Origin of the sequence: Streptomyces sp. NBC_00377 (assembly GCF_036075115.1) — a bacterium.
GTDB lineage: Bacteria > Actinomycetota > Actinomycetes > Streptomycetales > Streptomycetaceae > Streptomyces.
Genome location: NZ_CP107958.1, coordinates 6,904,145 through 6,930,685, shown reverse-complemented (window position 1 = coordinate 6,930,685; position 26,541 = coordinate 6,904,145). Strand labels below are relative to the sequence as shown.

The following is a 26,541-nucleotide window of genomic DNA, read 5'->3' as shown; positions in this document are numbered from 1 at the left end:
TCCGGAGCGGGGTCCGGCTGGGCGGCGATGCGCGGCTCAGGCTCGGGAGCGGAGTCCGGGCCGGGGACGCTGCACGGCTCAAGGCCTGGAGCGGAGTCCGGCCCCGAACCGGGGCACGGCTCGGGTACCGGGTCCCGGTCCCGATCGGGCTCGGGCTCGGGTGCAACGGGGGCGGCCGGGGTGTTCGCCGCCGGGCGTCCGGTAAGCGGGGCGCTGCTGGTGGTGGGGGACGTCGTGACGGACATCGTCGCCCGGCATCGGGGGCCGCTGGCATCGGGGACGGACACGGCCTCCGTGATCAGGACCCTGCCGGGCGGCGCGGGCGCCAACGTGGCGTGCTGGGCGGCCCACTGGGGGTGCACCGATGTGCGGCTGCTCGGCCGGGTGGGCGCGGACGCGGCGGCCTGGCACGAACGGGAGCTGACCGCCTGCGGGGTACGGCCCCGGCTGGTCGTCGACCCGCAGGCGGCCACCGGGACGGTGATCTGCCTGGTGGACACCGGCGCGGCGGCCGAGCGGACCTTCCTCACCGACAGCGGCGCGTCCCTGCGGCTCGGCCCCGGCGACTGGTCGGACGTGCTTCTCGACGGGGTCGGCCGAGTGCACCTGTCGGGCTACCTCCTCTTCTCCGAGTCCGGGCGGGCGCTGGTCCGTACGGCGTCGGCGTCGGCACGCGCGCGTGGAGTGCCGGTGAGTCTCGACCCGGCGTCGGCCGGCTTCCTGGTGGAGCTGGGCGTCGACCGTTTCCTGTCGCTGGTGGAGGACGTGGACGTCCTGCTGCCGAGCCGTGACGAGGCCTGTCTGCTGACCGGGGTGCCCGACGCGGTGGGCGCGGCGGCCGCACTGAGTCGACTCGTCCCGTTGGTGGTCTCCAAACAGGGTGCCGACGGTGCGCTGGTCGCCCGCGACGGCACCGTCCTCGCCCGCGTTCCCGCCGCTCCGGCGGCGCCTTCGGACACCACGGGCGCCGGTGACGCCTTCACGGGAGCGTTCCTGGCGGCGCTGCTCACGGGCGCCGACCCGGAGGCCGCGGTGTCCGAGGGGTGCCGGGCGGGGGCTCAGGCGGTGGAACGCGTGGGCGGCAGACCACCCACGCCGGATGACGAGACGGCGCCGACGCGCGGCAGGGTCGACATCCGCTGAGGTCACCGCATGAGGCACCCCATAGGCACCGCCTGAGGTCACCGTGTCGGGAAGGGGCCACCGACCGGCCCCGCCACTTCGCGCCCGATGCCTCAGCGCCCGCGTCTCAGCCCTTGCGTCCCCAGGCCGAGATCATCGGAGCCGTGGCCAGGTCCATGCCACCGGCGGCGACGTTCGCCAGATGCCGGTCGATGTCTTCGTCCGTCGCGAGTCCCGCTTCGACGAGCTCGCCGCGGATCTCGCGGACCGTCGCGGACTCCAGGGCCGCGCAGGCGGGCGAGGTGACGGGAAAGTAGGCGTCGGCCTCGACCCTGGTCAACCCGGCCTCACGCAGCAGGCGCGGAAGCTTGCGACCGTAGGAGAGGTCGGCGCCGCGACCGGCGAGCAGCTTGCGGAAGCCGTGCCGCAAACGGTTCGCCAACTGCTGTTCGGGACCGTGCTCGTCGGGGCAGAGCAGAGGTTGCAGAGCTGGGTCCGCGTCCTCGATCAGGAGCCGTCCTCCTGGTCGCAGGGCCTTGGCCATGGATCGCAACGCCCGCTCCCGGTCGGGAACATGGACCAGGACGAGCCGGGCGTGCACCAGGTCGAAGCCCTCCATCGGCGGTTCCTCGACACCGAGGTCGTGCACGCGTACCTCGACCGGCGGGCGGGCGGCCGACGTCAGCCGGGAGGTGTCGATGTCGGTCGCCAGGACTTTGCCCGTCGGCCCGACCTTCTTGGCCAGCCAGGACACCACGGAGGTGCCCCCGGCGCCGGCCTCCCAGCAGCGCCAGCCGGCTCCGATCCCGAACCCGTCGAGGTGGCGGAACGTCGTGGCGTCGAAGAGGGCGGCGAAGGCGTCGAAGCGCTCCCCCGCCTCGGACTGCCGGTTGTCGAGCAGGTACCCGTCGGATCGCGTCATGTGTCGATCATCCCAGTTGTCCCGCTTGCCCGGCGCTGTCGACGCGGCCGGGATCGGAGTGCGGGGACAGCCGGGCTCCGGTACGGCGGCGACGCGGGTGGCCGGACCGGGAAGGGCTGCCTCCGGTCTCGCGGACCGAGCGGGGTACGGGCCGTCCACAGGCGGGAACAAAGCGGAACCTGCCCTTTCCACAGGCTTACCTGCGGTCTGCGCGGGCCTGGCAGACTGGCTCGCCAGGGCGCAGGAACGCGACACGGAGATTCACGCAAGGAGACCCAGATGACCATGGCAGGGAATCTGCGGAAGGTCACCGGACTCGGGAGGGTCGGTGGCCTGCGCAGGGTGGCGCGGCTGGCCCGGCGACGCCCGCGGGTCGACCTGAGCCATCCCGCGCGATCCCCGCTCGGTTCCTCGGTCGTGAACTGCGTGACGTACCGGGAGGGGGTCCGTGCCCCGCACGGCGGCGACCTGGTGGACACGGTGCAGCGGGTGCGCAAGAGCGGTCACGGCTTCGTGTGGCTCGGTCTGCACGAGCCGACGAACGACGAGTTCGCGGGCATCGCCGAACTCTTCGACCTGCATCCCCTGGCGGCCGAGGACGCCGTCGAGGCCCATCAGCGGCCGAAGGTCGAGCGGTACGGGGAGACGCTGTTCGCGGTGTTCAAGACGGTCTGCTACGTCGAGCACGAGGAGCTCACGGCGACCAGCGAAGTGGTCGACACCGGCGAGATCATGGTGTTCGTCGGCCGGGACTTCGTGATCACGGTGCGCCACGGACGGCACGGCTCGCTGGGCCCGCTGCGGGAGGAGCTGGAATCCGACGCGGCGCAGCTGGCCAAGGGACCGTCGGCGGTGCTGCACGCGATCGCGGACCATGTGGTGGACGACTACCTCAACGTCATCGACGCGGTGCAGATGGACATCGACCAGGTCGAGACCGACGTCTTCGCGGCGAACGGCGCACGCGCGGACCCGGGGCGCATCTACCAGCTCAAGCGTGAACTCCTCCAGCTGAAGCGCGCGGTGGTGCCGCTCTCCCGTCCGCTCCTGGACCTCGCCGACCGGCCGGTCCGGGTGGTCGACCCGGAGATACAGGCGTACTTCCGGGACGTCTCCGACCATCTGCTGCGCGCCACTGAGCAGATCGCCGCCTTCGACGAACTGCTCAACTCGATCCTTCAGGCGCACCTGGCACAGGTCACCGTCGCCCAGAACGAGGACATGCGGAAGATCACCGCCTGGGCCGCGGTGATCGCCGTACCGACGATGGTCTGCGGCGTGTACGGCATGAACTTCGACAACATGCCGGAGCTGCACTGGAGGTTCGGCTACCCCGTGGTCATCGGCGTGATATCCGTCGCCTGCTGGGTCCTGTACCGCGGCTTCAGGCGCAACGGCTGGCTCTGAGCGACCCCGCCCCGTCCGGCCGGCGGCCGCGCCCGTCCGGCCGGCGGCCGCCCCTGACAGCGGCGGGCGGGCCGGGGCGGACTGGAGCAGACGCTCCCGGTGCGGGGAGGCGGGCGGCGACTCGGGCGGGGCGGGACACATGACCGGCTCGGCCGATCATGACCATCGGGTGTCCCTCCGTGTGTCCGGCCCGGTGGCGGCCGCTGCCGTCCTGCGGTCCGGCAGTGCGGGTCAGCCACCCCAGGCCGGGTGGCGGGGGTCGTCCGCGCGGACGACGACGTCGGCCACGGCGGCGGGATCGGTCTCCTGGGCGTAGCGCTCGAAGGCGGGCAGCGTCCAGTGATCGGCTTCGGGGGTGCGTCGGCGCAGGGCCGCCGGGGAGAGGAGGACGTGGATCGTCAGGTCGAAGGGGAACCAGTGCCGCAGAAGAAGGGGGCCGTGCAGGAGAAGGAAGCCGCCGGCCGGGAGCCGGACGTGCGGGCTGCGGGTCGCACGGTCGGTGACGGGGTCCCGGAGATCCGGCAGGATCCGCCCGTCGCCGCCCGGTTCGAGGGGACCGAACACCTCGCGCCACAGGGCGCCGGTGTCGAACCAGCCGTCGTAGTAGGCCTCGACGTCGTGACGGCCGTACTCCAGGCGGAGGGAGGCCGCGCGCAGGAAACCGTGCGTGTCCACGGCATACGAAGGGCGGCCGCGGACGCGCAGCGCCTCGGCGACACGCTCGGCGAGGTCTGCGGGTCGGGCCGCCGGGGCGCCGTCGAAGGCGATGCGCGGCCAGGCGCCGCCGTCGGCCGGTTTCAGGTCGAGCAGCCGCTCGGCGAGGGCGTCGCCGAGCCGTTCCCAGGTGATCGCTTCGAGTCGCACACGGCCCATGATGCGTCAGGCACCGGTCCGGCCGCCTCGATGCCCGGATGCGTGGATGCCCGGATACGTGGATGCCGGATGCGTGGATGCCGGATGCCCCGGACGAGTAGGCCCGTGACCAGGTGCTGCCGCGTCCGGGAAGGGGAATGAAGCCGCTATGGCAGCCGCAGCCCTCACCACCTCCGCGTCCCCTACCGGACTTCTCGTCGTCCAGCCGCTTCGGCGGAAGTACTGCGCCGGATGCCGTCGCGGGCCGCTGTCGATGCTGGTTCTGGAGGAGGCCGCGCCACGCTGTCTCGACTGTGCCGATCTGGGGCACCTGGTGTTCGTGCCTCGCGGTGACACGGCGCTGACCCGCAGATCGCGGGAGGAGAGCCGGCTGTCGGCGGTGGTGGTCCGGTTCAACCGCCGCAAGGGGCGTTACGAGCGTCAGGGCGTCCTGGTCGAGGAGGCGGCGCTCGCGCGGGCCGAGGAGCGGTGCCTGGCGGACGACGAGGCGCGGCGGCGGCGCCGCACACGGGACGCGCGGCGCCGGGCGGCGCAGGACGCGCGCTTCACGGAGGCGTTCGCGGCGGAGATCCTGCGCCTGCTCCCCGGCTGCCCGGAGGACCGGGCACGCGGGATAGCGGCACACGCCTCCCTGCGGGGCAGTGGCCGGGTGGGACGCAGTGCCGCCGGACGGGCGTTGTCCGAAGGAGCTGTCGTCTGCGCGGTCGTGGCGTCCGTACGCCATCTGGACACGCCGTACGACCGGCTGCTGATGAGCGGCGTGCCGCGGCACGAGGCCCGTCGGCGGATCGCAGCGGACGTGGAGGCCCGGATGCGGGCGTGGCGTGGGGAGGGGACGGACGCGGCGGTCGCGTAGCGCGGAGGCCGGTCCCGTGGACGTCCGCGCATGCCGTCGCGCGTCCCGGCCATGGCCGTCGATCATGAGCGGGATTTCACTTGAGGTGAAGGGCGGTACGGGGCAGGATCCCGACTCGACGGGTGGGAGTTGACGTTGTCATGATCGATGGACCGTATCTGGTGCTCGCGGTGCTGGGCGCTCTGGTCACGGGACTGATGGCCGGGGTCTTCTGCGCCTTCTCGGTCCTGGTGATGCGAGGGCTCGCCGCCCTGCCGCCCGCGCAGGGTGTCGCGGCGATGAACGCGATCAACTCCTCGGCGACGACACCGGCCTTCATGGTCCTCTTCCTCGGTGCTGCGGCGCTGTGCGCGGTGATCGTAGTGGTGACGTTCGTGCTGTGGCCGGACGACGGGGCGGTTCACCTGCTGCTGGGCAGCGCGCTGTATCTGTGCGGTGCGTTCGGGGTGACCGTGATGGCCAACGTGCCGCGCAACGAGGCGCTGGCGAAGCTGGAACCCGGCACGCCGGAGGCCGTCACCTACTGGCCGGCCTACCTGCGCCAGTGGACACGGTGGAACCACGTGCGCGCGGTCGCCTCCGCCGCCTCGGCGCTCGTGTACGTCCTGGCCCTCGTCTGACCGGACCCGGACCCGGACCCGGCACGGACTTGCGCTCGGGCCCCGGCCCCGGACACCGGACCCGGTCGCCGGCCCCGGACGCCTGGACGCCCCTACGCCCGTACGCCCAGTGGAGAAAGCGCTGTCGCCCACTCTGCGTGGAGGCCCGACCGGACGTATCGTGGCCGAAAGAGTGCCGCCCGATGACGCTCGGCCTGTCGTACGCGTACGCGAGGAAGACGCCCATGGCCGATCCCAAGGGATTCATGACCACCCCCCGTGAGGACTGGCCACGCCGACCGGTCGAGGAACGGGTCCGGGACTGGGACGAGGTGTACGTCCCCGGGGCGCTGCTGCCCATCGTCAGCCGGCAGGCCGACCGGTGCATGGACTGCGGCATTCCGTTCTGCCACGACGCCTGTCCGCTCGGGAATCTGATCCCCGAGTGGAACGACCTGGTGTCCCGGGAGGACTGGCGGGCGGCGGGCGACCGGCTGCACGCGACGAACAACTTCCCCGAGTTCACGGGCCGGTTGTGCCCGGCACCATGTGAGGCGGGGTGCGTTCTCGCCATCAACCAGCCGGCCGTCACCATCAAGAACGTCGAGGTCGCCATCGCCGACCGGGCCTGGGCCGACGGCCTCACACCACCGCGGCCACCGGACCGGCTGTCCGGCAAGACGGTCGCGGTGATCGGCTCCGGTCCCACCGGGCTCGCCGCGGCACAGCAGTTGACGCGCGCAGGGCACACGGTCGCCGTGTACGAGAAGGACGACCGGATCGGCGGACTGATGCGGTACGGGATCCCGGCCTTCAAACTGGAGAAGCACCACCTGGAGCGGCGGATCGAGCAGATGCGGGCCGAGGGCACGAAGTTCCGCACCTCGACCACCATAGGGCGGGACGTCATGGCCGCGGATCTACGGGTCCGCTACGACGCCGTGGTGATCGCCACCGGCGCGACCGAGTGGCGTGAACTGCACGTCCCCGGCCGGGAACTGACCGGCATCCAGCAGGCGATGGAGTATCTGCCGCTGGCCAACCGGGTCAATGAGGGGGACCTGAAGGCGTCCCCGATGTCCGCCGCGGGAAAGCACGTCGTCATCGTCGGCGGCGGCGACACGGGCGCCGACTGTCTGGGCACGGCGGTGCGTGAGGGAGCCGCTTCGGTGACCCAGCTGGACATCTACGCGCAGCCCGGCGCGGAGCGCGACGAGGACACCGACCCCTGGCCGACGTATCCCAAGGTCTACCGGCTCTCGGCGGCGCACGAGGAGGCGCGCGACCTGGAGTCCGCGCCGGCGGCCGACGCGGACGCGCGGCTGTTCGCGGCGTCCACGCTCCGCTTCACCGGCGACGAGACCGGACACGTACGGTCGCTGCATCTCGTCGAGGTCGACGAGCGGCGCAGGCCGGTGGAGGGCACCGGGCGGGCGCTCCCCGCCGACCTCGTCCTGCTCGCCCTCGGCTTCTCCGGGCCCGACCGGGAGGACGGTCTCGTCGAGCAGCTCGGGGTGACGCTGGCGCCGCGCGGCACGATCGCGCGGGACGGCGCCTTCGCCACGAACGTCCCCGGTGTGTTCGCCGCGGGGGACGCGGCGCGCGGGCAGTCGCTGATCGTGTGGGCCATCGCGGAGGGGCGGGCGGTGGCGTCGGCCGTCGACCGCCATCTGACGGGGAGCTCGCGGCTGCCGATGCCGATCGGGCCGTACGACCGGCCGATGAGCGTCTAGGACCTGTCGTTCGGATCAGGCCGGCCCGACTCACGGTGCCTTGCAGGCCGGCCCGAGCGGGGTGTGGTGCGTGCATCTGCAAGGCGGAGGAGAGAGCCGACGCGATGGGGGTCCCCCCGGTCGAGCGAAGCCGAGAGTGGGGGGCGGCGACCGACGACAACGTCGCAGATGTGCGTGCCACACCCCGCGACGCGCGACTTGATCCACACGACAGGCCCTGGCCCGGGCGTCGGCGCACCCTTGCTGCTCCTCCTCCCACGGGCGGCAGAGACTGCCGGTAGGGTTCGATTCCATGGCGGATTCGTGGGTCGATGCCGCGGAGCGGATCGGCGCCGACCTGCACCTGGAGCTGACGGGTCCCGGCGGTCGACGGGCCGCTCTGATCCGGGCGTTGCGGGAGGCGGTGCGCGGCGGACGCCTGCCTCCCGGCACCCGGCTGCCGCCGTACCGTTCCCTCGCCGCCGACCTGGGCGTCGCCCGCAACACGGTGGCCGACGCGTACGCGGAGCTCGTCGCGGAGGGCTGGCTGACCGCCCGGCAGGGATCAGGCACGCGGGTCGCCGTGGGGGCGTCGTCCACGCTCTCGGGGCAGCGGCCGAGCGCCGAGTCCTCGGGACCGGCCGGACATCCGCCCGAGAGGGCACCGCTACGCGCGCGTGGTCCTCGGCACGACCTGCGGCAGGGCACCCCTGACGCCTCCTCGTTCCCGCGCGCGGCCTGGCTGGCCTCCTACCGGCGGGCCCTCCAGCAGGCGCCCAACGAGGTGTTCGGGCCCGGTGATCCCGCCGGCCGCCGGGAACTGCGGGAGGCCCTCACCGGGTACTTGGCACGCGCGCGTGGCGTGCGCACCGAGCCCGGACGCATCGTGATCTGCTCGGGCTTCGCCCATGCGCTGCGTCTGCTGTTCACCCCGGGTGGCGGGGTCCTGCGCGGTCCGCTGGCCGTGGAGGCGTACGGCCTGGCCTTCCATCGGGGGCTGCTGGCTTCGGCGGGCGTACGCACGACGGCGCTGCCGCTGGACGCGGACGGGGCACGTGTGGAGCGGTTGGCGCGCGAGCGGGCGGTCCTGCTCACCCCCGCGCACCAGTTCCCGACCGGCGGCCCCCTGCACGCGAGCCGCCGGAGCGCGGTGATCGACTGGGCACGCGCGCGTGACGGCGTGATTCTGGAGGACGACTACGACGGCGAGTTCCGCTACGACCGCAAGCCCGTCGGCGCCCTCCAGGGGCTCGATCCCGAGCGCGTGATCTACGTCGGCTCGGTGAGCAAGAGCCTGTCACCCGCGCTGCGCCTGGGCTGGATGGTGCTGCCCGAGCGGTACGTGGACGGTGTCCTCGCGGCCAAGGGGGAACGGGAGGCGTGGGCGAGCGTGCTGGACCAGCTGAGCCTCGCCGACCTCATCGCGTCCGGGGCGTACGACCGTCATGTACGGCGCATGCGGCAGCGTTACCGCGGTCGCCGGGACCGGCTGGTCGAGGCGCTCGTCGCGCGGGCGCCGCACGTCGGGATCACCGGGGTCGCGGCCGGGCTCCACGCGGTGCTGCGGCTGCCGCCCGGCAGCGAGCGGTCCGCGCTCGAGGCGGCCGCCTCGCAGGGAGTCGCCCTGGACGGCCTGGCCGCCTTCCGGCACCCGGAGAGCGACATGGCACCGCAGGACGGGCTGGTCGTCGGCTACGCGACCCCGCCGGAGCACGCCTACGGGGCGGCGCTGGACGCGCTGTGCCGGATCCTCCCGGCGGACACACGTCTGCCGGACACGGAGCGTGGCATCGCCGTGTGAGGCAGGCCGTGCTGCCCCGTGGGTACGGGGCGGGGACCAGCGACCGCCCCGACCGCCCGCCGCCCCGCTCTGCCGCGCTGCTCGGCCACTCGGCTCAGCCGCGTGAGGCCGTCCACCGCCGCCGGCCATGGCGGAACACCGTGGGGGCGCCCGGCGGACGCCCCCACGGCATGGCCTCAGGCCTTGCGGCCCACCGCCCCGTACCCGGGGATCACGCCGTCGTCCTGGCCCGGCACCGGTTCACCGAGTTCGGCGTGCCCGGTTGACTCGTGCCATCACCGGCACTCGCGGGTCGAGGGCTAGCATCTGCCGCCCCATCGCCTCGTCGACGGGGTAGTTGTCCTTGCCCCCGAGGTACCAGTCGTACATCCGGGCGGGGTGGGGCTTGCTGGTGTCGATCTCGACGGCGCCGAGCGGGTCCTGCCCGGTCATGAGGCACTCCGTAAGCATGAGATGCGGAAAGTGTTCAAGTCAGTACCAGATTTAAAGAGTTGAGTGTCGAACAGGGAAAGTCGTCAGTGGAGGTGCGGACGGTTGTGGTGGGGCGAAGACAGTCGGAGGCGGGCGAAGGTGCGCTGAAAAAGTGTCAGACAGGTCTGTTCAGGACAGCAGGAAGTCCGCCTCCCCCGCCTTGGCTCCCTCGATGAAGGCCGTCATCTCGTCGGGGGTGTAGATCAGCGCCGGCCCGTCGGGGTCGGTGGACTGCCGGACGGCGATCCGGCCGTCGGCGAGCTTCATCGCTTCCAGGCAGTTGCCTCCGTTGCCGCCGCTCCACGGCTTCTGCCAGCCCTCGCTGCCCAGTTCCCGGGCGGGCATGCCGTTGTAGATCCGCTGAGCGCGGATCCGCGGCCTGGACTGGGTCTTGATGCGGTTCATTCACAACTCCTTGCGGAGATCCCGGAGGATCTCCTTCGTGCGATGTGCTGTAGCGGCCTGCGCCGCCATGCGGTCCAGGACCTCGAGGTGGGTCGCCACCTCGCTGCGGGCGTCGAGATAGACGGCGCCGGTCAGGTACTCGCTGTAGACCATGTCCGGAAGCTCCGGCATGGCGAATCGGAACAGCACGAAGGGCCCGTACGTGCCCGGATGCGGCCCGTTGACGAACGGGGCGATCTGCAGCGTCACGTGGGGCAGCTTCGCGGCGTCGAGCAGTTTGTCGATCTGCGCGCGCATCACCTCCGGACCACCGACGGGGCGACGCAGCACCGTCTCGTCCATCACGACCCACATCCGGGGCGCATCCTGACGGGTGAGCAGATCCTGGCGTTGCATGCGCAGGTCGACGAGGCGCTCGATGTCCTCCGGGCGGGTCTGCCCGATGGCGCCGGACTTCAGGACACCACGCGCGTAGTCCTCGGTCTGGAGCAGGCCGGGCACGAAGTGGGGCTCGTACTGGCGGATCAGGGCGGCGGCGCCCTCGAGGCTGACGTGCATCGAGAACCAGCCGGGCAGGACGTCGTGGAACCGCTGCCACCAGCCCGGCTTGTTCGCGTCCTCGGCGAGCTGGACGAAGCCCTCGGCCTCCTCGTCGGTGACCCCGTATGCCTTCAGCAGCAGCTGGAGGTACGGGATCTTGAGGCTGACCTCGGCCATCTCCATGCGGCGGACCGTGGCGGGCGCGACGCGCAGGATGCGGGCGGCTTCCTCGCGCTTGAGCCCGGCGCGTTCCCGCAGGTCCAGCAGACGCCGACCGAGGACGACCTGTCCGACCGTCGGCGCGGACCGCGGTTCGCTCACGCTCCACCTCCACGAAGAGCCCGGCCGGCCACGGGGGCCCACAGGCCCCGGCCGGCCGGTCACGGAAAGATTCCCGACAGCCCTACGGCGCCACTCGATGACCTGTTCGAAAATCTGTACGAGCCGTACGGATCTTCGGCGATCCCAACTGGCGCCGTTCAACGTGCTGTTGCGTGCAGTGTGCCACGGCCCCTCACCGCGTCACACAGCACTCTGCATTTTTCAGAGTGACACTTGCCAAGTGTGCACGGCGGGGAGATAGTGGCAAGCGTGATTCCGCCCGCGCCCTTAGGAACAGACGCCGCCGCAGGCCGCCCCCAGGGTCTCGGCGCCGATGGGGGTATCCCCGCTCGAGCGCATTCGAGAACGGGGGAGGCGGCAGGCCCGGACCAGACCGTCGTCGAGCGCCGGTTTCGATTCGAGCTGGCCGCCCATCCGGGTTCCCCCGCCCAGGCCAGACGCCTGACGAGGGCCCGGTTGAACGGCTGGGCGGTGTGCGAGGACACCTGCGACACCGCCGCCCTCGTCATATCCGAGCTGGTCACCAACGCGATCGTGCACACCGCGAGCGACGTCGTCGTCTGCGAGCTGCACGACGGCGACGACCTGGTGCGCATAGTCGTGCGGGACGAGGGGTGCGCGCCGGGAGAGCCTCATCCCTCCCCGCAGCGGCCCGAGGAGGAGCACGGGCGGGGACTGCTCCTCGTCGAGGCCCTCTGTCACGCCTGGGGCGCCCAGGAGCACGGGCCCGGCCTGCTGGTCTGGGCCGACCTGTCCCGCGACCCCGCGGAACCCTGCCACGGCCTCGGCCTCGACCCGGCCGAGCAGTACCACGCCGACCTCGGTGAGCTCCTCGACAGCCTGGACGATGTCCACGACACCTCCTCCGAGCCGCACACCGACCCGGCCGGGCCCCGCAACGACCTGGGTTGGGGCTCGCGCCCGAAGCCGGAGCCGTCCGACGGGCAGGGCGACGAGGGCGAGCAGGCCGAGCAGTGGCACCGGGCACTGCCCCGGCCGACGGTGAGACGACCGCATCCCGTGCCGCCGGGCGCACCCGTCCCCGCGGCCTCCGCCAAACCCGCACCCGCACCCGCACCCGACGGTCGGTCCCTCCGCGTCGCACCGCAATGGAACCGCACCCCCGCTGGGCTCGAGGGCGGTCGCGACGGATGGACCGGCGGCCTCCCCGCCGGCGCCCTCCCGCACGGGCGCGAGCGGGGAAGGATATGAGCGCCGCCTCCGGCCGGTCTCCGCTGCTCACCCTCGACACCCTGGTCCGGCTGCGCCGCGGGCCGGGCTGCGCCCCGGCCCCCGAGCCACCCCGCCGGCTGACCGTGCCCGACGGCATGACGGCCCCGCTGGGCTGCGACGCCGTGTCCGTACCCGCCCGTCTCGGCCCGCTGCTCATGCCGCGTCTGCCACGTGTGGGCTGCGTCTACGCCGACGAGACGCGCTGGTGGTGGCTGGTCCCCGCCGACTCCGACTACGCCCTGGAATGGCCAGCGCCCGCGCACTACGCCACGGGTGCGCTGCTCGCGGACTCGCCGCGGCTTCCCGGCCTGGTGCACCGACCGGACGGCACGCTTCCGTACACCCCGCCGATCCCCCTGTACCTGGCCCTGTGCCGCCTCACGGGCACGACGCCCACCTGGTCACGGGCGATCAGCGCGTAGCCGACCGCCGCTCGGCAGGACGGCCCCGGCGCCGTCCGGGCGCACGCCCGCGCGTCCCGGCTCTCCCCTCCCGCGCCCTGCCCTCACTCCGCACATCCCGCGATAGTGGCCGTTCGTCGACGATCGCGATCGGGGAGGCCGGCGGTGGCAGAGACTCGGGAAGCCGAGGCGGGGACGGCCCGGAAGACGGGGAAGGCGCGCAGGCCGCAGGGCCCCGACGAGCGTGACGTGTCCGAGTCGGAGCGGCTCCTCTTCGGCGGCCCGCTCCGCTACGACATGGGCTGGAACCAGCACGGCCACGCCTTCCTGGAACTGAACGTCCGCTCCATGGTGACCCGGCTGCCGTCCCTGCTGCGCGCCAGCCTCCGCCTGGCCCGGCAGGCCGATCCGAGAGCCGCCCGGATCGTGCTGTCCGCCGAGATCGCCCGGGGTGCGGCGCAGGCGGTCGGCCTGCTCGCGATGAACGCCGTCCTGGGCCGGCTGATCGCCGGCGGCCCGATCGAGGACCGGCTGCGCGCGGCCGCTCCCGCCCTGGTCGTCATGACCGTCGTCCTGCTGGCCGGGACGCTGCTGCGGGCCACGTCGACGTATGCCACCGGGCGGCTCGAGCCCAAGGTGGAGCGGGTGGCGACCGAGCTGTATCTGGAGCGGGCGGCCGCGGTCGAACTCGCCGCGATCGAGGACCACGCCTTCCACAAGCTGCTGGACACCGCGCAGTACGGGGCCCGCTCCAGCCGCTACATGATCAGCCACGGCACGCGCGTGGTGAACGCGATGATCTCGCTGGCCGCGTCGGCGGGCGTCCTCACCGTGCTCCACCCGCTCCTGCTGCCGCTGCTGGTGACGATGACGCTGCCCAGCGCCTGGAGCGCCCTGACCAATGCCCGCCGCCGCTACGAGTCCTTCCACACCTGGGTGCAGCACGCGCGCGCGGGGCATCTGATCGCCGGTCTCCTCACCGAGCCGGCGGCCGCGCCCGAGATCCGCGTCCATGGCGTGGGTCCCTTCCTGCTGCGGCACTTCCGGGCGATGTCGGAGACCGCGGAGGCGGAGCAGGCGCGGCTGGCCCGGCTCGCGGCCCGCACGGGACTGTTCGCAGCGACCTGGACGGGCCTTGCGACGCTGGCGACGTACGCCACGCTGGGCGGACTGCTGCTCACCGGGACGATGGCGCTGGCGGTGGCGGGCACGGCCGTCATCGCGATCCGCGGGGGCTCGGCGAGCCTGAACACCCTCGTCCTGGAGGTCAACCAGCTGCACGAGGAGGCCCTGTTCGTGGGCGACCTGCAACGCCTCTATACCGAAGCCGCCGAACGGGCGATCCCGGTGGGCGGCGCGGCTCTGCCGGAGGAGCCACGGGAGATCCGCTTCGAGAACGTCACCTTCGGCTATCCGGGCGAGTCGACGCGCCCGGCTCTCGACGACGTCACCCTCTCGCTCCCCCTGGGCCGGATCATCGCGCTCGTCGGCGAGAACGGCTCCGGCAAGACGACCCTGGTGAAGCTGCTGGCGGGCCTGTACAAGCCGGACCGGGGGCGGATCATGTGGGACGACGTGGACGCCGCGGACGCGGACCGGCACCGGCTGGCCGAGCGCATCGCGATGGTGGCCCAGGACTTCAAGCGGTGGCCGTTCACAGCCCGGGTCAACGTCGCGATCGGCCGCTCCGCCGCGCAGCTCACCGAGGAAAGGCTCGCGACGTCGATCGCCGAGGCGGGCGCCCAGGAGGTGGTCGCGGACCTGCCCCGCGGTCTGGACACCCTGCTGGCCCGGCACTTCAGCGGCGGTCACGAGCTGTCCGGCGGCCAGTGGCAGCGCCTGGGCATCGCCCGGGCGGCCTACCGGCGTGGGCGCGTCCTGATCGTGGACGAGCCGACGGCGGCCCTGGACGCCAGGGCCGAGCTGGAGGTGTTCGAGAAGATCCGCGCGCTGGCCGGCAGCGGCCAGACGGTCGTGCTGATCACCCACCGGCTGGCGTCGGTCCGGCACGCGGACCTGGTGCACGTCCTGGACCAGGGCCGACTGGTGGAGTCCGGGACGCCGGACGAGCTGTTGGCGGGGGGCGGTGTCTACGCCGAGCTGTACACGCTTCAGGCCGAGCAGTTCACAGGGCAGGTGCCCGCCCGGTCACAGGCGGGCTGACGGCTCACCGAGGGCTGTCGCCGCCGCGGACGACCACGAGGAAGGTGTCCGAGGCGAGGTCCATGACGACCTCGGCGGCCAGCCCCTCCATGCGCCGGGCATGCGCGAACTCCTCCGCCGGCCAGGAGCCGCGCGGCCCGCCCGCGGGAAAGCGTTCGAGCACTGTTCGCCCGTTCACCATCACGCCACCTACCTCCGTTGAACATCACGCTTGTAGGAGTTAACGCTCTTGGGAGGTCGAACGGCTCGGGCAGTTGCGGGACTGAGACGTAGTTGACACGGGTTCAACGCGGAGTGTGAGAGTCCGGTCACCTTACGAACATCTCGGGCACTCTCCGTGTCAGAAGTCGTACTCGTCGTGGTAGAGGACGCGGACGCCGCCCGGTGGCGCAATCGCCGTCAGATCCAGGAAGCCGGCCGCCGGGCCGAGCCGGTCCAGCTCCCGCCCGAACAGCGAGTAGGTGGGGAAGACGCGGTCGGCCTCGCGGAGGAAGCAGCTGACCCCCGGCCGCTCGGCGAAGCCCCCGTCCCGGAGCACCGTCGCCTCGAAGTCGGCGTTGAAGTCGTCCTCGTAGGAGGAGTACCAGGGCACCGTCCAGCCCATGCGTGCCTTGAACGGCAGGATCCTCGTGAACGGCGCCCGGGACACGGCGGCGAACGAGGTACCGCGCGCGTGCAGGTGCGCGAGGTGGCCGACCTGGTCGAGGAAGGCCGCGCAGCAGCGACACCCGGCCTGCCGTTCGGGGGCGAACATGAAGTGGTGGACGACGAGCTGCTGACGGCCGTCGAAGAGGTCGAGGAGTCCGGCCCTGCCGCTGCCGCCCTCGAAGACGTACTCCTTGCCGACCTCGACCATGGGCAGGGCGCGCCGGTCGGCGGTGAGCGCCTCACGCGCGCGTGTCATCGCCTCTTCCTTCTCCAGCAGTCCTCGCGCGCGGTGCGCCACTCCTCGCGCGAGACGATCTCCGGAAGCTCCGGCTGCGCCATGGCTGCCCCTCCTGTGCAACGGTCCGTCGCGGAGGATGACTCACGGACGAGCGGAACTCATCGCCCTCGCGGAACGTACTGCGCCGGGCTCGGCGGAGGGCGCCGCAGAGGAGGGCGTCGGAGGAAGCGCGATCGCGTCGACGTACGACGGCCCGTGTCCTCGTGAGAGCCGTGGCGCGCGTCCCGTCCCGAGTCCGACGGGCGGAACCGTCCGGCGACCGGCAGGTCCGGCACGGACACCCGCAGCCCCACCCGTTCCCGCCCCGCGGCGAGTTCGCCGAGGAGTGCGGCGAGCCGCTCCCGGTGCCGGGCACCGAGCCCTCCCGTGTCGTCGAGGTGGACGGCGCAGGCCGTGGTCGTGTCGACGAGCCGTTCGAGGACGGCGGCGACCTCGTCGGTGCCCTCCGAGTGCCGGGCCAGCGCGGGCAGTTCGTGGGCGGCCAGGGCGATGGCGGTGCGGGCCTCGGCGAGGGCACGGTAGGCCTCGCGGCGCAGGGCCCAGCGCGCGGCCCGGTCGTCGGAGGCGTCGAGGACATGGGTGAGGTAGGCGTGCGCGGCGCTCGCGGCGGCGGCGAGCCGCGCGTGCACCTGGCCGCCGCCCTTCCCCGGGACCGGCAGATGTCCGACGATCAGCACGATCGCGCAGGCCAACAAGGTCTCCCCGATCCGGCTGACGGAGGCCTGGGGTTCCCCGCCGACCATCACCAGGGACAGCACCAGCACGGTGACGACGGCGGTCTGGGCGGCGAAGTGCCGGGTGGACACGGGGATCAGCGCCCCGCACAGCGCGACCATAGCGACGAGGCCCTCCGGCCGGGGCAGCACAGCGGCGAGACCGGCGAAGACCAGCGCCCCCAGCACGGTTCCCGCGGCCCGGCACAGCACCCGGGACAGCAGGGGCCCGAGGTCGGGCTTGACCAGGAAGACGGCGGTGGCGGGCAGCCAGTACCAGTGCGTGTGCGAGCCGTACCACCGGGAGTGGTGGAGCACCTGGGCGACGGCGACGGCGGCCCCGAAGGAGAGGCCGACCCGCAGCCCGTACTCGCGGCCGCCCGCCCCGAACCCGGCGCGCAGCAGGTCGCGCGCGGCACTGCGACGGGTGTGCAGCTCGCCGCCGCCCTGGTCGAAGGCGTCGGCGGCGTGCAGCAGCGCGTCGTCCAGCGCGCGCAGCGCGGGGGCCGAACGGGAGGGCGCGGGCAGCGGCCCGGTGTGGGTGTTCTCGCGTACGGCGGCGGCCAGCCGCCGGGGTCCCGCCGAAGCCCGGTCGCAGAGGGGCTCCGCGGCCCAGGCGAGTGCGGTCGCCGCCTCGGCCAGGGGCAGCGCGGCGGCGTACTGGGCGTGCAGCCGCCGTTCGGCCGCGGAGCCGGCACAGCGCCGCAGCCGGGGGCCGGCCAGAGCGTCCTGGGCGTGGTCGAGGGCCGCGGTGAGCGCGGCGCGGCGGGCGGTGGCGTGCTCGGCCCCCGTGGCGTCGAGCAGCTCCGCGACGGCGTCGTACACGCGGGCCACCGCGTCCCGTTCGCCGTCGAAGCGGAAGTCGCCGGTCATCGCGCCGGGCGTGGGCAGGACGAGACGCAGCGCTGTCAGCCATCCGGCTCCGGCGAGGAAGGCGAGGGCGCGCGCCCACCCGGCCTCCGGGACGGGCATGCCGGCCCCGATCGCCGAGGCGACGAGCAGCTGTGTCCCGGCCGCGGAGGCGACCGGCCCGACGGCGCTCGTCCCGCCGGCGAGCAACCCGAGTCCGGTGAGGAAGGCTGTCAGCGCGAGTGCCCCGACATGGTCCCCGGCGTACGTCCCGACGAGCAGTCCCCCGGCGCCCGCCAGCGCGGGCGCCCCGAGCCGCTTCACGGCGGTCCGCCTGCTGCCGGGCCGGTCGTTGATCCCGGCGAGCATCGCGGCGATGGCGGCGACCACGCCGAGGGAGGCCCGGCCGGCGAGAACGGCCGCGAGGAGCAACGGCCCGGCGGCCAGCGCCCCCCGCGTGACCGCGCTCCAGGGCACGGGCCCGCGCTGGGCGCGCAGGGCGTGGGCGAGCCAGGGCGGAAGTGCGCCGGGGTAGGTGAATGCGCGGGCGGGAACGTGCGGGCGCGGTGACACGGAGCTCCTGTCGGGCGAGGGCGGGGTCTGCCTTCGGGCGACGGTGGCCGGGGCGGTCAGCTGTGAGCTGTGGTGTCCACGGTACGGGGCGGTCCTGGAGAGGCTGGGACGATTACGTTTCAACGAGGTGACGGCCGGCCCGGATCCCGCGTTCTTTATGAACGCAAGGCCGGGAACGGGAGCGGGACCGGGGGCGTAGCCTGCCCCCGGCCCCTGTAGAGCCACCCATGTCGCACGCCGGCGCACTTGAGGACCCAGGTCAGTCGTGATGTCGTCGCGTCCTGCCTTTGGACCACCGCGCATCGAGCTGCGCGGGCCGGACTTGAACCGGCACTTCGACGTCCGGGGGCCTGGGCCCGGTCGCTCCGGCGATCGGCGGCGAATGCTGAGTCTGGAGCGAGAGTCTGAGATTCATCGCGATCCGTCCCTGACGTGCTCGGCGGGTACGGTTCGCTCGTCACGACAAGCTTCAGCTTCAGCTTGCGCTCCTCGCGCACCCCGGCCTCGACGGACCGGGGGGTCTCGAAGGCTACCCGAACAGATAGCCGAACACGGCGTCACCGACCCGCTGGTCGACGACCTCGGTGCCGTTCGCCTCCTCCCGGGCGAACTTCACCGCCTGCTGCACCTTCTCCAGCCGCCCCAGGAGCTCGTTGATCCGGCGTGCGGGAAGGGCACCCGAGAACTTCACGGTCGTCCAGTAACCGACCGGCACGTCCTCGTAGTACACCTCGACCTGAGCCGGGTGCTTGTCGGTCGCCTCCGCCTTCACATGGTTGCGCGGCACCTTCTTGGTGCGCAGCGTCCGTACCGGCTCGGTCTTCCACGCGTCGGTGGAGGGGTCCTGCGCCCAGGACTCGGAGGCGTCGAGCACGGGCAGCCGGCGCACGAGGGCGGTGAGGTCGACGAGCTGCTTCTCCAGGAACAGCAGGTAGGACACCGGCACTTCGGCGACGAGGACGCGGCCGTCGACCTTCACGTCGGCGCGGGCGTCGCAGTTGGCCCAGTCCTTCGTGGCGGTCACGTCGAACAGCCGGGTCAGGGTCGCCGCGGTCTCCCGCAGCACGTCCTCGGCCTTCACCTGCACCCGGGTCGACTCGGGCGGCAGCTGCTCGCCCTCCTCGTCCTTGGGCTGGTAGGTCCGCGAGATACCGGCCAGCAGGGCGGGCTTCTGGAGTCCGTGCTGAGCCGCGGTCAGGTCCTGGTGGGCCTTGGACTTGACGCCCTTCTCGACTGCGATGATCTGATTGAGTTTCGCCACGACGCAGACGGTAGCGGCATCAACGGCGCGACCCCAACGGGTTATTGACCGAGCAGCCGCCGAACCGGGCCTCTCCCCGGGGCCGGCTCCGCGCGCGCGGGCAGTGGTGCCGCGCGGCGCCGCACGGTCCGACGGTCGCCCGCCGGGAGGCGATTGTCAGTGGTGCGCGCTTGAATGAGAGGTGCAGTCACAGAGCGTGACGATCGGGAGTGCGACGGGGGCTGGTCTCGGTGAGGTACACGGAGGACGGACGGCGGTACGTGTCACTGGCGGGCCTGCGGCTGCGAGGATGGACGGGCCCGCTGGTCCACCGGCTGCTGGGGCCGCCGGACCGGCTCAGCATCGACCCCCGCGCGCGGGCCGCCCCGCAGTTGCGCCTCTACCGCGGCGAGCGCGTCGAAGCGGCCGAGCGCACCGAGGAGTTCCCGCACCAGCAGACCCCACCGCATGCCGGACGCCAGGAGCCTTTGCAGAACCCCGCTCCACAGGCCCCCGGAGATGAGGGGTCCCCTTGACCCGGTGTGCCTCACCGCCGCCCGGGTGCGTCTCCTACGGCTCGGCCCGCCACGCCCTCCGCTTCGGCACCGGCTTCGCGAAGCTCCCTGCCCGGCTGGTGGTCAGCCCGAGTCCGACCAGGCCCTCGGCCAGCTTCACCGCCGCGCTCACCCCGTCGACAACCGGAAGGCCCAGTTCGTCCCCCACCATCCGCTCCAGTCCCGTCATGCCGGCACAGCCCAGGACCAGCACCTCGGCCCCCGCCGCCCGGGCCCGTCCGGCGGCCGCCAGAAAGGCCGCCTCGGTACGGGCGCGGTCGCCCAGATCGAGGACGCCGAGCCCGGTGCCGACCACGGCGGCGCAGTTGCGGCCCACCCCGGCCAGCTCCAGGCTGTCCTCGATCTGGCCGCAGGACCGCTCCAGCGTGGTCACGACCCCGTACCGGCGCCCCAGCAGACACGCCAGATGCGCCGCGGCCTCGGTGATGTCGACGACGGGTACGTCCACCAGTTCCCTGACGCCCTCACGTCCGTGCTCACCGAAACCTGCCATGACGACGGCGTCGTAGGGCCCGCCGTCGTAGGTCCGCAGCGCGTCCATGACCGCCGCGGCGGAGAGGTAGCTGTCGAGCCAGCCCTCCGCCGACTCGGGCCCCCACGCCGGGGTCAGTCCGGTCACGGTGGTGCCCCGGCCTGCCGCGGCCCGGGCACCTCGCACGATCTCCCCGGTCATCTCCTGCGTGGTGTTGCAGTTGGTGACGACGATCCGCACGTTCCGCACGCTTCTCAGACCTCCGCGGGCTTCCCGACGGCGGCCACGGAACCGGCCGTCCGCTCACTGCGGCACAGCAGCACGTACAGGCCGGCGCCGAGCGCCGTCCCGATGAACCAGGAGTACGGAGCCACATCGCTGAAGGTCTTCACCAGCGCGAGCACCGCCGCGACCGCCGCGGAGGGGAGGAACGCCCACAGCGCCTTCGGGTTGACGCCCTTGCGGTAGTAGTAGCGGGAGCCGGGGGTGGCGTCGAACAGCTCGTCGACGTCCACGCGGCCACGCTTGACCCAGTAGTAGTCCACCATGATCACGCCGAACAGCGGCCCGAGGAAGGCGCCGAGACCACCCAGGAAGTAGTTGACGACCGTGGGATTGGAGAACAGGTTCCACGGGGTGACCACCAGCGCCGCGACCGTGCTGATCATGCCGCCGACCTTGAAGGTGATCTTCTGCGGCCAGACGTTGGCCAGGTCGTACGCCGGAGACACGAAGTTGGCGACGATGTTGACGCCCATGGTGGCGATAGCGAAGGTGAGTGCGCCGAGGACGAGCACCCAGGTGTTGCCGACCTTCGCGACCAGTTCCGCCGGGTCGGTGATGGCCTCGCCGAACACCTCGAGCGAGCCGGCGGTCACGATCACGGACACCACCACGAACGCCGTCGAGTTGAGGGGCAGTCCCCAGAAGTTGCCGCGGCGGACCGTCCTGTAGTCGGGCGCGAAGCGGGAGAAGTCACAGAAGTTCAGCATCAGCGTGCCGTACGTGGCGAGGATCAGGCCGATCGCGCCGAACCACTGCCGCCACTGCTCGCCCACGGAGACCGGGTGCGGGGTGGACGTCAGCGAGATGGTCCAGCCGGCCTTGGACAGCACCCATACCGCCAGCGCGATCATGACCAGCCAGATCGCCGGGCCGCAGAAGTCCTGGAACTTGCGGACGGACTCCATGCCCTGGCTGATGATCATCGCCTGGATCAGCCAGAGGGACACGAAGGAGAGCCAGCCCAGCGCGTCGAGGCCCAGGAAGGAACTGTGCGTCCAGGACTCCAGGCCCGGCCACGCCGCCAGCAGCATCACGTTGACGGCGACGGAAGCGAGGTACGTCTGGATGCCGTACCACATGATGGCGATCACGGCCCGGATCAGGGCCGGGATGTTCGCGCCCCAGACGCCGAAGCTGATGCGGCTGATGACCGGGAAGGGCACACCGTGCCGCTGGCCGATCCTGCCCATCCAGTTCATGCCGATGTAGATGAGCACGAAGCCGACGAGGAGGGAGGTGAAGATCTGCCACACGTTCATGCCGAGGACCAGCAGCCCTGCGGCGAAGGTGTAGTTGCCGAGGTTGTGGACGTCCGACATCCACATCGCGAAGAGGTCGAAGACCTTCCAGTTCCGCTTCCCGGCGGGCGCGAGGTCTTCGTTGGTGAGCCGGGGATCGGGGACGAACGCGGGTGCTCCGGTGACTTCGGCTCTGTCGGCGAGGGACACGGGACCTCCATGGGCGAGGGGAAGGAGGAGGACTACTGACCGGACCGTTTGGTATACCAAACTGCCGCCATGGTCTCGCCGTCAAGCCTTCTGACCGATGTCCGTCCCGTTACGGCTCCGTAAAAGCCCCCTCGCATCGGCGAAGATGGGCCCCATGACGAAGATCGAACCTCTGGGAGCGGTGCGCGAGCGCGTCCTGGGGGCCCTGCGGCAGGAGATCATCGCCGGCAGCCTGCGTCCCGGGGACCGGCTCGTGGAGCGCGAGCTCGCCGACCGGTTCGGCGTCTCCAGAGTCCCCGTCCGGGAAGCCATCCGGGCGCTGGTCGCCGAGGGCTTCGTCCTGTTCGAGACACCGCGCCGTACGGTCGTACGGCCACTGAGTCCCACGGACGTGAAGGAACTCTTCGAACTGCGCGAGGCGTTGGAGGTGTACGCGGCCGGACTGGCCGCCACCCGGGCGACCCCGGCAGACCTCGCGGAACTTCGGGACCTGCTGACGAGCGCGGCCGGCGCCACCGACGCCGGGGACGCGGAGGCGATCACCGACATCAACACCCGCTTCCACGACCGCCTCCTCGCCATGGCCGGCAACACCCTGCTGATCTCGGTCATGGAACCGGTCGCCGGCCGCCTGCAATGGCTCACCCGACGCAACGAGGAATGGCCCCAACTCCTCACCGAACACCAGGACCTCTACGACGCCATCGCCTCCGGCGACCCCATCCGCGCCCGTGCCCACGCCCTGAACCACGTGCAGGCCAACTACCGCTCCACGGTCCGCCACCTCTTCGGCGACCCTGACCTCCCGGATGCGCCGCAAGCCACGTAGGCCGTGTAAGCCACGTGAGCGACATGAGCGACGCAGGCTCCGAACGTCTCGGACACCCTTGCCGCCCCGAACGCTCCGGAGACCCCGGACACCCCGAACACTCTGGACTTCGTGAAGTGCCCCGCCAGGCTCACAAGGCGCGGCGGCCACGGGAGCAACGGCATACCGTCGACGGCCACCACCGGCCCGCCCGTCCGACCACGCACGGCACTACTGCGTCGGTCCCGCCTCATCCACCGACCCGACCCGACCCCGCGTCGTCCACCGACCCGATTCGGCTCCGGCCTCATCCACCGACTCCGACTCAGCGCCGGCCCCACCACCGGCCCGTCTCCGCCGGGACCACGCCGAAGACCGGCGCTCACACCATCCCCGCGGCTCCCGCCGCCGTGCGCAGTACCTCCCGCAGCATCTCGGGGGTGAGACGGCCGGTGAAGGTGTTGCGCTGGCTGACGTGGAAGCAACCGAAGACTTCGAGGCCGTCGCCGCCGTCCGGCCTGTCCAGCGGCACCCGCGCCCCGTGCGCGAAGGCGGGCCGGGGCCGTGGCACGGTCCAGCCCGCCTCGCCGAACGCGGGCCGAACGCGGGCAGCGCGGCCTGCCAGCCGAAGGCGCCGAGGACGACGACGGCGCGCAGCGTCGGCCGCAGCAGCCGCAGCTCCTGCACGAGCCACGGCCGGCAGGTGTCCCGCTCCCCCGGGGTGGGCTTGTTGGCGGGCGGCGCACAGTGCACGGGCGAGGTGACCCGCACGCCGTACAGCTCCAGCCCGTCGTCGGCGGAGACGGCGGTGGGCTGCGAGGCGAGCCCCACGTCGTACAACGCCTGATACAGCACGTCACCGGAACGGTCGCCGGTGAACATCCGGCCCGTCCGGTTGCCACCGTGCGCGGCCGGGGCCAGTCCGACGATCAGCAGCGGGGCGTCGGACGGACCGAACCCCGGAACGGGCCGGCCCCAGTACGTCCAGTCGGCGAAAGCCGCCCGCTTGGTACGGGCGACCTCCTCACGCCAGGTCACCAGGCGGGGACACGCCCGGCACTCCGCGACCCGCCGATCGAGCTCGACGAGGGCGGAGCCGGAGGAAACGGAGCCGGAGGAAACGGGGCTGGAGGGAACGAGGACGGAGCGAGGGGACTCGGAAGGGGAGACTGTGAAGTCCGAGGGGGAGGCTGCTGACTCGGAGAGAACCGAGTCCGAGGGGGCGCAGCTCGAGGCGGAGTGCGAGAGGGCGGAGTCCGGCGAGGTCGATCTCGATGCGGCGGAGTCCGACGAGGCGGAGTGGGTGGGGGCCTGGGAGGCGTCCATGTCTCCACCGTAAGACGACGCCGGGTGGAACCATCGGGTTGGGTCCAAGCCATCCGGGGCCCCCTCCCCCCTCCCCCCGTCCCCTCCCCTCCCCTCCCGTCAAGCTCCCCGTCGGGCCAGGCGCAGCAGCTCCGTGTTCGACTCCCGTCGTTTCCAGGCGATGAGCGCAAGCGGTACGAGCAGGATCAGCGGCGTGGCCGCGTTCTGGCCGTCGAAGACGACCACCTGGACGACGAACGCACCCACCATCAGCGCTCCGAGCGCCGTCGCCGCCACGGACTGGAGCACCGGGATGAGCAGGGCGACCGCTCCGGCGAGTTCCAGGGCGCCGATGGCGTACATGCCCCCGCTGCCCCAGCCCATCTTGTCGAAGGACTCGGCGGCCGACGGGTGTGCGATCAGTTTCGGCAGGGCGCTGGCGATCCCGTAGAAGAGCGCGAGGAGCACCTGCAAGCCCCGCAGCGCGATCCGGGCGCGTCGACCCCGGGCAGTAGCGGATGCCGAAGCGGGGGCGGAGCCGGTGACGGTGAGGGGAGCCGTGGTCTCGGACATGAGGGTCTCCTGCGGTGAGCGGTCCGTTTTGCTGTCAGGGAGGTAGACCGACCTCCCGCAGCGAACTCATCGCAGCCCCACCGGCCTTTCTCACGCCACCGCCCCTGGCGGCCGCTACCGCGTCAGCGGCATCACCCTCACCCAGATCCGGTCCTCCGTCAGATAGCGGTCCACCTTCAGGCCCGCCTCAGCCAACGCCTCCTCGAACTGTTCCTTCGTCAGGGGGCGGGCCCGGAAGGTCTGGGTCCACACCGCGTCCGGGAACTCGTACTCCGCGCGCACGCAGTGGACGCCGTCACCCACGGGCTCGGACGAGACGATCCCGATCGTGAAACCGCTGGGGTCGACGCGCTTGCGCGGCACGGTGGAGTGGTAGTCCTCCCCTTCGCGTTGAATCAGCACGCATCCGCCGTCCGCGACGTGCCGTGCGCAGGCACGCAGCATCCTTCGCCGTACCTCGACATCCCCGGTGTGCACGAGGAACGAGGCAAGCATGACCACGTCGAACGTCTCCCCCAGGGCGAGATCCTCGATAGAGCTGCATATCGTGCGTGCCCCGTGGACGCGCTCCAGCATCTCGGCGGACTCGTCGACCGCGGTGACGGTGAATCCGCGCTCCAGCAGGGCGTGGGTCACCCGGCCGACCCCGCTGCCCAGCTCCAGGATGTGCGCACCCGGCGGTACCGCCGCGGCGATGACGTCCGGCTCGTTCCCCACCGGCAGGCGTGAGTAGAGCTCGACCGCGCAGCCGTCCGGGGTGATCGCGCCGGGGCCTGTTCCCTCGTATCCGTCTCGCTTCTTCAGCCTCATGCCCGTTCAACGGCCCATCTGCGTACGGCCGTTCCCGCTGTCCGCCAGTTCACTCGTTCGAGGGATGATCCTCTTGTTCGAGGCACGGTGGAGGCGAGATCCGGGCGGGCCCTCCGGGCTGCCGACCCCCCTGGAGAACGTCCGGACGGAAGAGTACGTTGCAGGGAGGAGCGGTGATCGGAATGCGTACGGGCAGTGAGCCGACGACAGCGCGCAGTGCGCTGAGGATGCGTCTGTGGCTGACTCTGTGGGGTCTGGCCTGGGCGATCTTCGGTACGGCCGCGTTCGCCCTCGCGGGGCGTCCGGGATGGGCGGCCGCGTGTGGGGTGCTGTGGCTGGTGATCACGGTCGATCTGGCGATGATCCTCAGGCATCGGCGGCAGGGTCCCCACTACCAGCCGGGTCGCGACATCCCCCCGTACCTGCCGCCCGAGCACCGTCACCCTTGAGAGCAGTGACCTCCGACCTGTCACCTGTCACCTGTCACCTGTCACCTGTCACCTGTCACGAGGAACGCCGCTGAGGCTGCTCCCGCCGCCGAGATCGTCCCGAAGCCCGATTCAGAATGGAGAACCGCTGGGCACCGGCGAAGCCGGGTGGGAACGAACCGGCGGAAGACGCGAGACATCAGCGTTCACCGGTCACCGGTCACCGGTCACCGGTGCCGCTGGATACCGGCCGTTCTCAGGCTTCGAAACGCGCCGCTTCGAGGTACTGCGGGTTCGGGTCCAGGGCCGCGGCCAGCCGGAAGTGGCGCTTGGCCTGGTCGCCGCGGCCTTGCCGCTCGTAGGTGCGGCCGAGCGCGAAGTGCGCGAAGGCGTTGTCCGGCTCGCGCTCCAGAACGACGGTGAACTCCAGCTCGGCTGGCCGTAGTTGGGCGGCGGCGAAGAAGGCTCGCGCGCGCAGCAGCCGGGCGGCGGTGTTCTCGGGGTGTGCGGCGATCACTTTGTCGAGCAACTTCACCGCGCCCCGCGGGTCCCGTGCGGCGAGCAGATGCTCCGCGGCACGGAAGTCGATGACGTGCGTCTCCGGAGTTCGTCCGGTCGAACCGCTGGTATCGGGCACGGAAAAATCCTTCCCTTGCTCGCTGGGTTCAA

Annotated in this window: 23 protein-coding genes and 4 pseudogenes; 12 read left to right on the top strand and 15 right to left on the bottom strand. The window is 72.0% G+C overall.

The window, feature by feature from the left end; genetic code table 11:
- Positions 1-27 precede the first annotated feature (27 nt).
- Positions 28-1,143: a carbohydrate kinase family protein gene (locus tag OHS71_RS30740; RefSeq protein ID WP_328484697.1), complete on the top strand. Its 1,116-nt coding sequence runs from the start codon at positions 28-30 to the stop codon at positions 1,141-1,143.
- A 106-nt stretch (positions 1,144-1,249) separates the two neighbouring features.
- Here the strand turns inward: OHS71_RS30740 and OHS71_RS30735 are convergent, their stop codons facing one another.
- The gene (locus OHS71_RS30735; protein WP_328482577.1) at positions 1,250-2,044 is read right to left on the bottom strand and encodes a methyltransferase; all 795 of its coding nucleotides are present in this window, start codon (positions 2,042-2,044) and stop codon (positions 1,250-1,252) included.
- Positions 2,045-2,323: 279 nt separating this feature from the next.
- Between OHS71_RS30735 and OHS71_RS30730 the strand changes: the two genes are divergently transcribed.
- A complete protein-coding gene (locus tag OHS71_RS30730; RefSeq protein WP_328482576.1) occupies positions 2,324-3,451 on the top strand; it encodes a magnesium and cobalt transport protein CorA in 1,128 nt (375 codons plus the stop codon).
- Between the two features lie 231 nt (positions 3,452-3,682).
- On the opposite strand, the gene OHS71_RS30725 is transcribed toward OHS71_RS30730, so the two are convergent.
- The gene (locus OHS71_RS30725) at positions 3,683-4,324 is read right to left on the bottom strand and encodes a uridine kinase (protein WP_328482575.1); all 642 of its coding nucleotides are present in this window, start codon (positions 4,322-4,324) and stop codon (positions 3,683-3,685) included.
- Between the two features lie 148 nt (positions 4,325-4,472).
- Here OHS71_RS30725 and OHS71_RS30720 point away from each other — a divergent pair, with 148 nt between their 5' ends.
- The 4 genes from OHS71_RS30720 (at position 4,473) to pdxR (ending at position 9,292) form a co-directional block, all read left to right on the top strand.
- Positions 4,473-5,180, top strand: coding sequence for a DUF2293 domain-containing protein (locus tag OHS71_RS30720; protein WP_328482574.1), 708 nt, complete (start codon positions 4,473-4,475; stop codon positions 5,178-5,180).
- Between the two features lie 140 nt (positions 5,181-5,320).
- Positions 5,321-5,800 carry an anthrone oxygenase family protein gene (locus tag OHS71_RS30715; protein ID WP_328482573.1) on the top strand — a complete coding sequence of 160 codons (480 nt, stop codon included), beginning with the start codon at positions 5,321-5,323 and terminating at the stop codon, positions 5,798-5,800.
- A 224-nt stretch (positions 5,801-6,024) separates the two neighbouring features.
- Positions 6,025-7,512 (top strand): glutamate synthase subunit beta, encoded by a 1,488-nt coding sequence (locus tag OHS71_RS30710; RefSeq protein WP_328484696.1) that lies wholly within the window; start codon positions 6,025-6,027, stop codon positions 7,510-7,512.
- A gap of 292 nt (positions 7,513-7,804) precedes the next feature.
- Positions 7,805-9,292, top strand: coding sequence for a MocR-like pyridoxine biosynthesis transcription factor PdxR (gene pdxR / locus OHS71_RS30705; RefSeq protein WP_328482572.1), 1,488 nt, complete (start codon positions 7,805-7,807; stop codon positions 9,290-9,292).
- Positions 9,293-9,547: 255 nt separating this feature from the next.
- On the opposite strand, the pseudogene OHS71_RS30700 reads toward pdxR, so the two are convergent.
- The 3 genes and pseudogenes from OHS71_RS30700 to OHS71_RS30690 form a co-directional block, all read right to left on the bottom strand.
- Positions 9,548-9,724 (bottom strand): annotated as a pseudogene (locus tag OHS71_RS30700) (SAM-dependent methyltransferase); the annotation flags it as partial.
- Positions 9,725-9,892: 168 nt separating this feature from the next.
- Entirely contained in the window at positions 9,893-10,168 is a 276-nt protein-coding gene (locus OHS71_RS30695) for a DUF397 domain-containing protein (protein WP_328482571.1), read from the bottom strand.
- Positions 10,169-11,029, bottom strand: a complete 861-nt coding sequence (locus OHS71_RS30690) for a helix-turn-helix domain-containing protein (RefSeq protein WP_328482570.1) — start codon at positions 11,027-11,029, stop codon at positions 10,169-10,171.
- Between the two features lie 234 nt (positions 11,030-11,263).
- On the opposite strand from OHS71_RS30690, the pseudogene OHS71_RS30685 reads away from it, so the two are divergent.
- From OHS71_RS30685 to OHS71_RS30675, 3 genes and pseudogenes are all read left to right on the top strand, one after another.
- Positions 11,264-12,007: pseudogene (locus OHS71_RS30685) on the top strand (ATP-binding protein); the annotation flags it as partial.
- A 251-nt stretch (positions 12,008-12,258) separates the two neighbouring features.
- A complete protein-coding gene (locus OHS71_RS30680; protein ID WP_328482568.1) occupies positions 12,259-12,705 on the top strand; it encodes a hypothetical protein in 447 nt (148 codons plus the stop codon).
- A 276-nt stretch (positions 12,706-12,981) separates the two neighbouring features.
- On the top strand, positions 12,982-14,847 hold the full coding sequence (locus tag OHS71_RS30675; protein ID WP_328484695.1) for an ABC transporter ATP-binding protein: 1,866 nt from the start codon (positions 12,982-12,984) through the stop codon (positions 14,845-14,847).
- A 4-nt stretch (positions 14,848-14,851) separates the two neighbouring features.
- Here OHS71_RS30675 and OHS71_RS30670 read toward each other — a convergent pair whose 3' ends face one another.
- The 4 genes and pseudogenes from OHS71_RS30670 to OHS71_RS30655 form a co-directional block, all read right to left on the bottom strand.
- A complete protein-coding gene (locus tag OHS71_RS30670; protein WP_328482567.1) occupies positions 14,852-15,028 on the bottom strand; it encodes a hypothetical protein in 177 nt (58 codons plus the stop codon).
- A gap of 159 nt (positions 15,029-15,187) precedes the next feature.
- Positions 15,188-15,834 (bottom strand): annotated as a pseudogene (locus tag OHS71_RS30665) (DUF899 domain-containing protein).
- Positions 15,835-15,891: 57 nt separating this feature from the next.
- The gene (locus tag OHS71_RS30660) at positions 15,892-17,928 is read right to left on the bottom strand and encodes an FUSC family protein (RefSeq protein ID WP_328482566.1); all 2,037 of its coding nucleotides are present in this window, start codon (positions 17,926-17,928) and stop codon (positions 15,892-15,894) included.
- Between the two features lie 529 nt (positions 17,929-18,457).
- Entirely contained in the window at positions 18,458-19,189 is a 732-nt protein-coding gene (locus OHS71_RS30655) for a DUF7873 family protein (RefSeq protein WP_328482565.1), read from the bottom strand.
- A 230-nt stretch (positions 19,190-19,419) separates the two neighbouring features.
- Between OHS71_RS30655 and OHS71_RS30650 the strand changes: the two genes are divergently transcribed.
- Entirely contained in the window at positions 19,420-19,704 is a 285-nt protein-coding gene (locus tag OHS71_RS30650; protein ID WP_328482564.1) for a hypothetical protein, read from the top strand.
- 34 nt (positions 19,705-19,738) lie between these two features.
- Here the strand turns inward: OHS71_RS30650 and OHS71_RS30645 are convergent, their stop codons facing one another.
- Positions 19,739-20,455, bottom strand: coding sequence for an aspartate/glutamate racemase family protein (locus tag OHS71_RS30645; RefSeq protein WP_328484694.1), 717 nt, complete (start codon positions 20,453-20,455; stop codon positions 19,739-19,741).
- Positions 20,456-20,469: 14 nt separating this feature from the next.
- Positions 20,470-21,948, bottom strand: coding sequence for an NCS1 family nucleobase:cation symporter-1 (locus tag OHS71_RS30640; RefSeq protein ID WP_328482563.1), 1,479 nt, complete (start codon positions 21,946-21,948; stop codon positions 20,470-20,472).
- Between the two features lie 154 nt (positions 21,949-22,102).
- Here OHS71_RS30640 and OHS71_RS30635 point away from each other — a divergent pair, with 154 nt between their 5' ends.
- Positions 22,103-22,777 carry a GntR family transcriptional regulator gene (locus tag OHS71_RS30635; protein WP_328482562.1) on the top strand — a complete coding sequence of 225 codons (675 nt, stop codon included), beginning with the start codon at positions 22,103-22,105 and terminating at the stop codon, positions 22,775-22,777.
- A 361-nt stretch (positions 22,778-23,138) separates the two neighbouring features.
- Here OHS71_RS30635 and OHS71_RS30630 read toward each other — a convergent pair.
- The 3 genes and pseudogenes from OHS71_RS30630 to OHS71_RS30620 all read right to left on the bottom strand — a co-directional run bounded on the left by OHS71_RS30630 (position 23,139) and on the right by OHS71_RS30620 (position 25,444).
- Positions 23,139-23,797: pseudogene (locus OHS71_RS30630) on the bottom strand (uracil-DNA glycosylase).
- A gap of 384 nt (positions 23,798-24,181) precedes the next feature.
- Entirely contained in the window at positions 24,182-24,634 is a 453-nt protein-coding gene (locus OHS71_RS30625) for a DoxX family protein (protein ID WP_328482561.1), read from the bottom strand.
- A gap of 114 nt (positions 24,635-24,748) precedes the next feature.
- On the bottom strand, positions 24,749-25,444 hold the full coding sequence (locus tag OHS71_RS30620) for a class I SAM-dependent methyltransferase (RefSeq protein ID WP_328482560.1): 696 nt from the start codon (positions 25,442-25,444) through the stop codon (positions 24,749-24,751).
- 182 nt (positions 25,445-25,626) lie between these two features.
- Here OHS71_RS30620 and OHS71_RS30615 point away from each other — a divergent pair, with 182 nt between their 5' ends.
- Positions 25,627-25,893: a DUF6343 family protein gene (locus OHS71_RS30615; RefSeq protein ID WP_328482559.1), complete on the top strand. Its 267-nt coding sequence runs from the start codon at positions 25,627-25,629 to the stop codon at positions 25,891-25,893.
- A gap of 235 nt (positions 25,894-26,128) precedes the next feature.
- On the opposite strand, the gene OHS71_RS30610 is transcribed toward OHS71_RS30615, so the two are convergent.
- Positions 26,129-26,509 carry a tetratricopeptide repeat protein gene (locus OHS71_RS30610; RefSeq protein WP_328482558.1) on the bottom strand — a complete coding sequence of 127 codons (381 nt, stop codon included), beginning with the start codon at positions 26,507-26,509 and terminating at the stop codon, positions 26,129-26,131.
- Positions 26,510-26,541 lie beyond the last annotated feature (32 nt).

Excerpts from the sequence above, each read along its gene's own strand:
- OHS71_RS30725 (WP_328482575.1), bottom strand. The coding sequence starts at position 4,324 with ATGGGCCGTGTGCGACTCGAAGCGATCACCTGGGAACGGCTCGGCGAC.
- OHS71_RS30720 (WP_328482574.1), top strand. The coding sequence starts at position 4,473 with ATGGCAGCCGCAGCCCTCACCACCTCCGCGTCCCCTACCGGACTTCTC.
- OHS71_RS30695 (WP_328482571.1), bottom strand. The coding sequence starts at position 10,168 with ATGAACCGCATCAAGACCCAGTCCAGGCCGCGGATCCGCGCTCAGCGG.
- pdxR (WP_328482572.1), top strand. The coding sequence starts at position 7,805 with ATGGCGGATTCGTGGGTCGATGCCGCGGAGCGGATCGGCGCCGACCTG.
- OHS71_RS30740 (WP_328484697.1), top strand. The coding sequence starts at position 28 with ATGCGCGGCTCAGGCTCGGGAGCGGAGTCCGGGCCGGGGACGCTGCAC.
- OHS71_RS30735 (WP_328482577.1), bottom strand. The coding sequence starts at position 2,044 with ATGACGCGATCCGACGGGTACCTGCTCGACAACCGGCAGTCCGAGGCG.
- OHS71_RS30620 (WP_328482560.1), bottom strand. The coding sequence starts at position 25,444 with ATGAGGCTGAAGAAGCGAGACGGATACGAGGGAACAGGCCCCGGCGCG.
- OHS71_RS30675 (WP_328484695.1), top strand. The coding sequence starts at position 12,982 with ATGGGCTGGAACCAGCACGGCCACGCCTTCCTGGAACTGAACGTCCGC.
- OHS71_RS30625 (WP_328482561.1), bottom strand. The coding sequence starts at position 24,634 with ATGTCCGAGACCACGGCTCCCCTCACCGTCACCGGCTCCGCCCCCGCT.
- OHS71_RS30710 (WP_328484696.1), top strand. The coding sequence starts at position 6,025 with ATGGCCGATCCCAAGGGATTCATGACCACCCCCCGTGAGGACTGGCCA.
- OHS71_RS30680 (WP_328482568.1), top strand. The coding sequence starts at position 12,259 with ATGAGCGCCGCCTCCGGCCGGTCTCCGCTGCTCACCCTCGACACCCTG.
- OHS71_RS30635 (WP_328482562.1), top strand. The coding sequence starts at position 22,103 with ATGACGAAGATCGAACCTCTGGGAGCGGTGCGCGAGCGCGTCCTGGGG.
- OHS71_RS30730 (WP_328482576.1), top strand. The coding sequence starts at position 2,324 with ATGACCATGGCAGGGAATCTGCGGAAGGTCACCGGACTCGGGAGGGTC.
- OHS71_RS30615 (WP_328482559.1), top strand. The coding sequence starts at position 25,627 with ATGCGTACGGGCAGTGAGCCGACGACAGCGCGCAGTGCGCTGAGGATG.
- OHS71_RS30715 (WP_328482573.1), top strand. The coding sequence starts at position 5,321 with ATGATCGATGGACCGTATCTGGTGCTCGCGGTGCTGGGCGCTCTGGTC.
- OHS71_RS30670 (WP_328482567.1), bottom strand. The coding sequence starts at position 15,028 with ATGGTGAACGGGCGAACAGTGCTCGAACGCTTTCCCGCGGGCGGGCCG.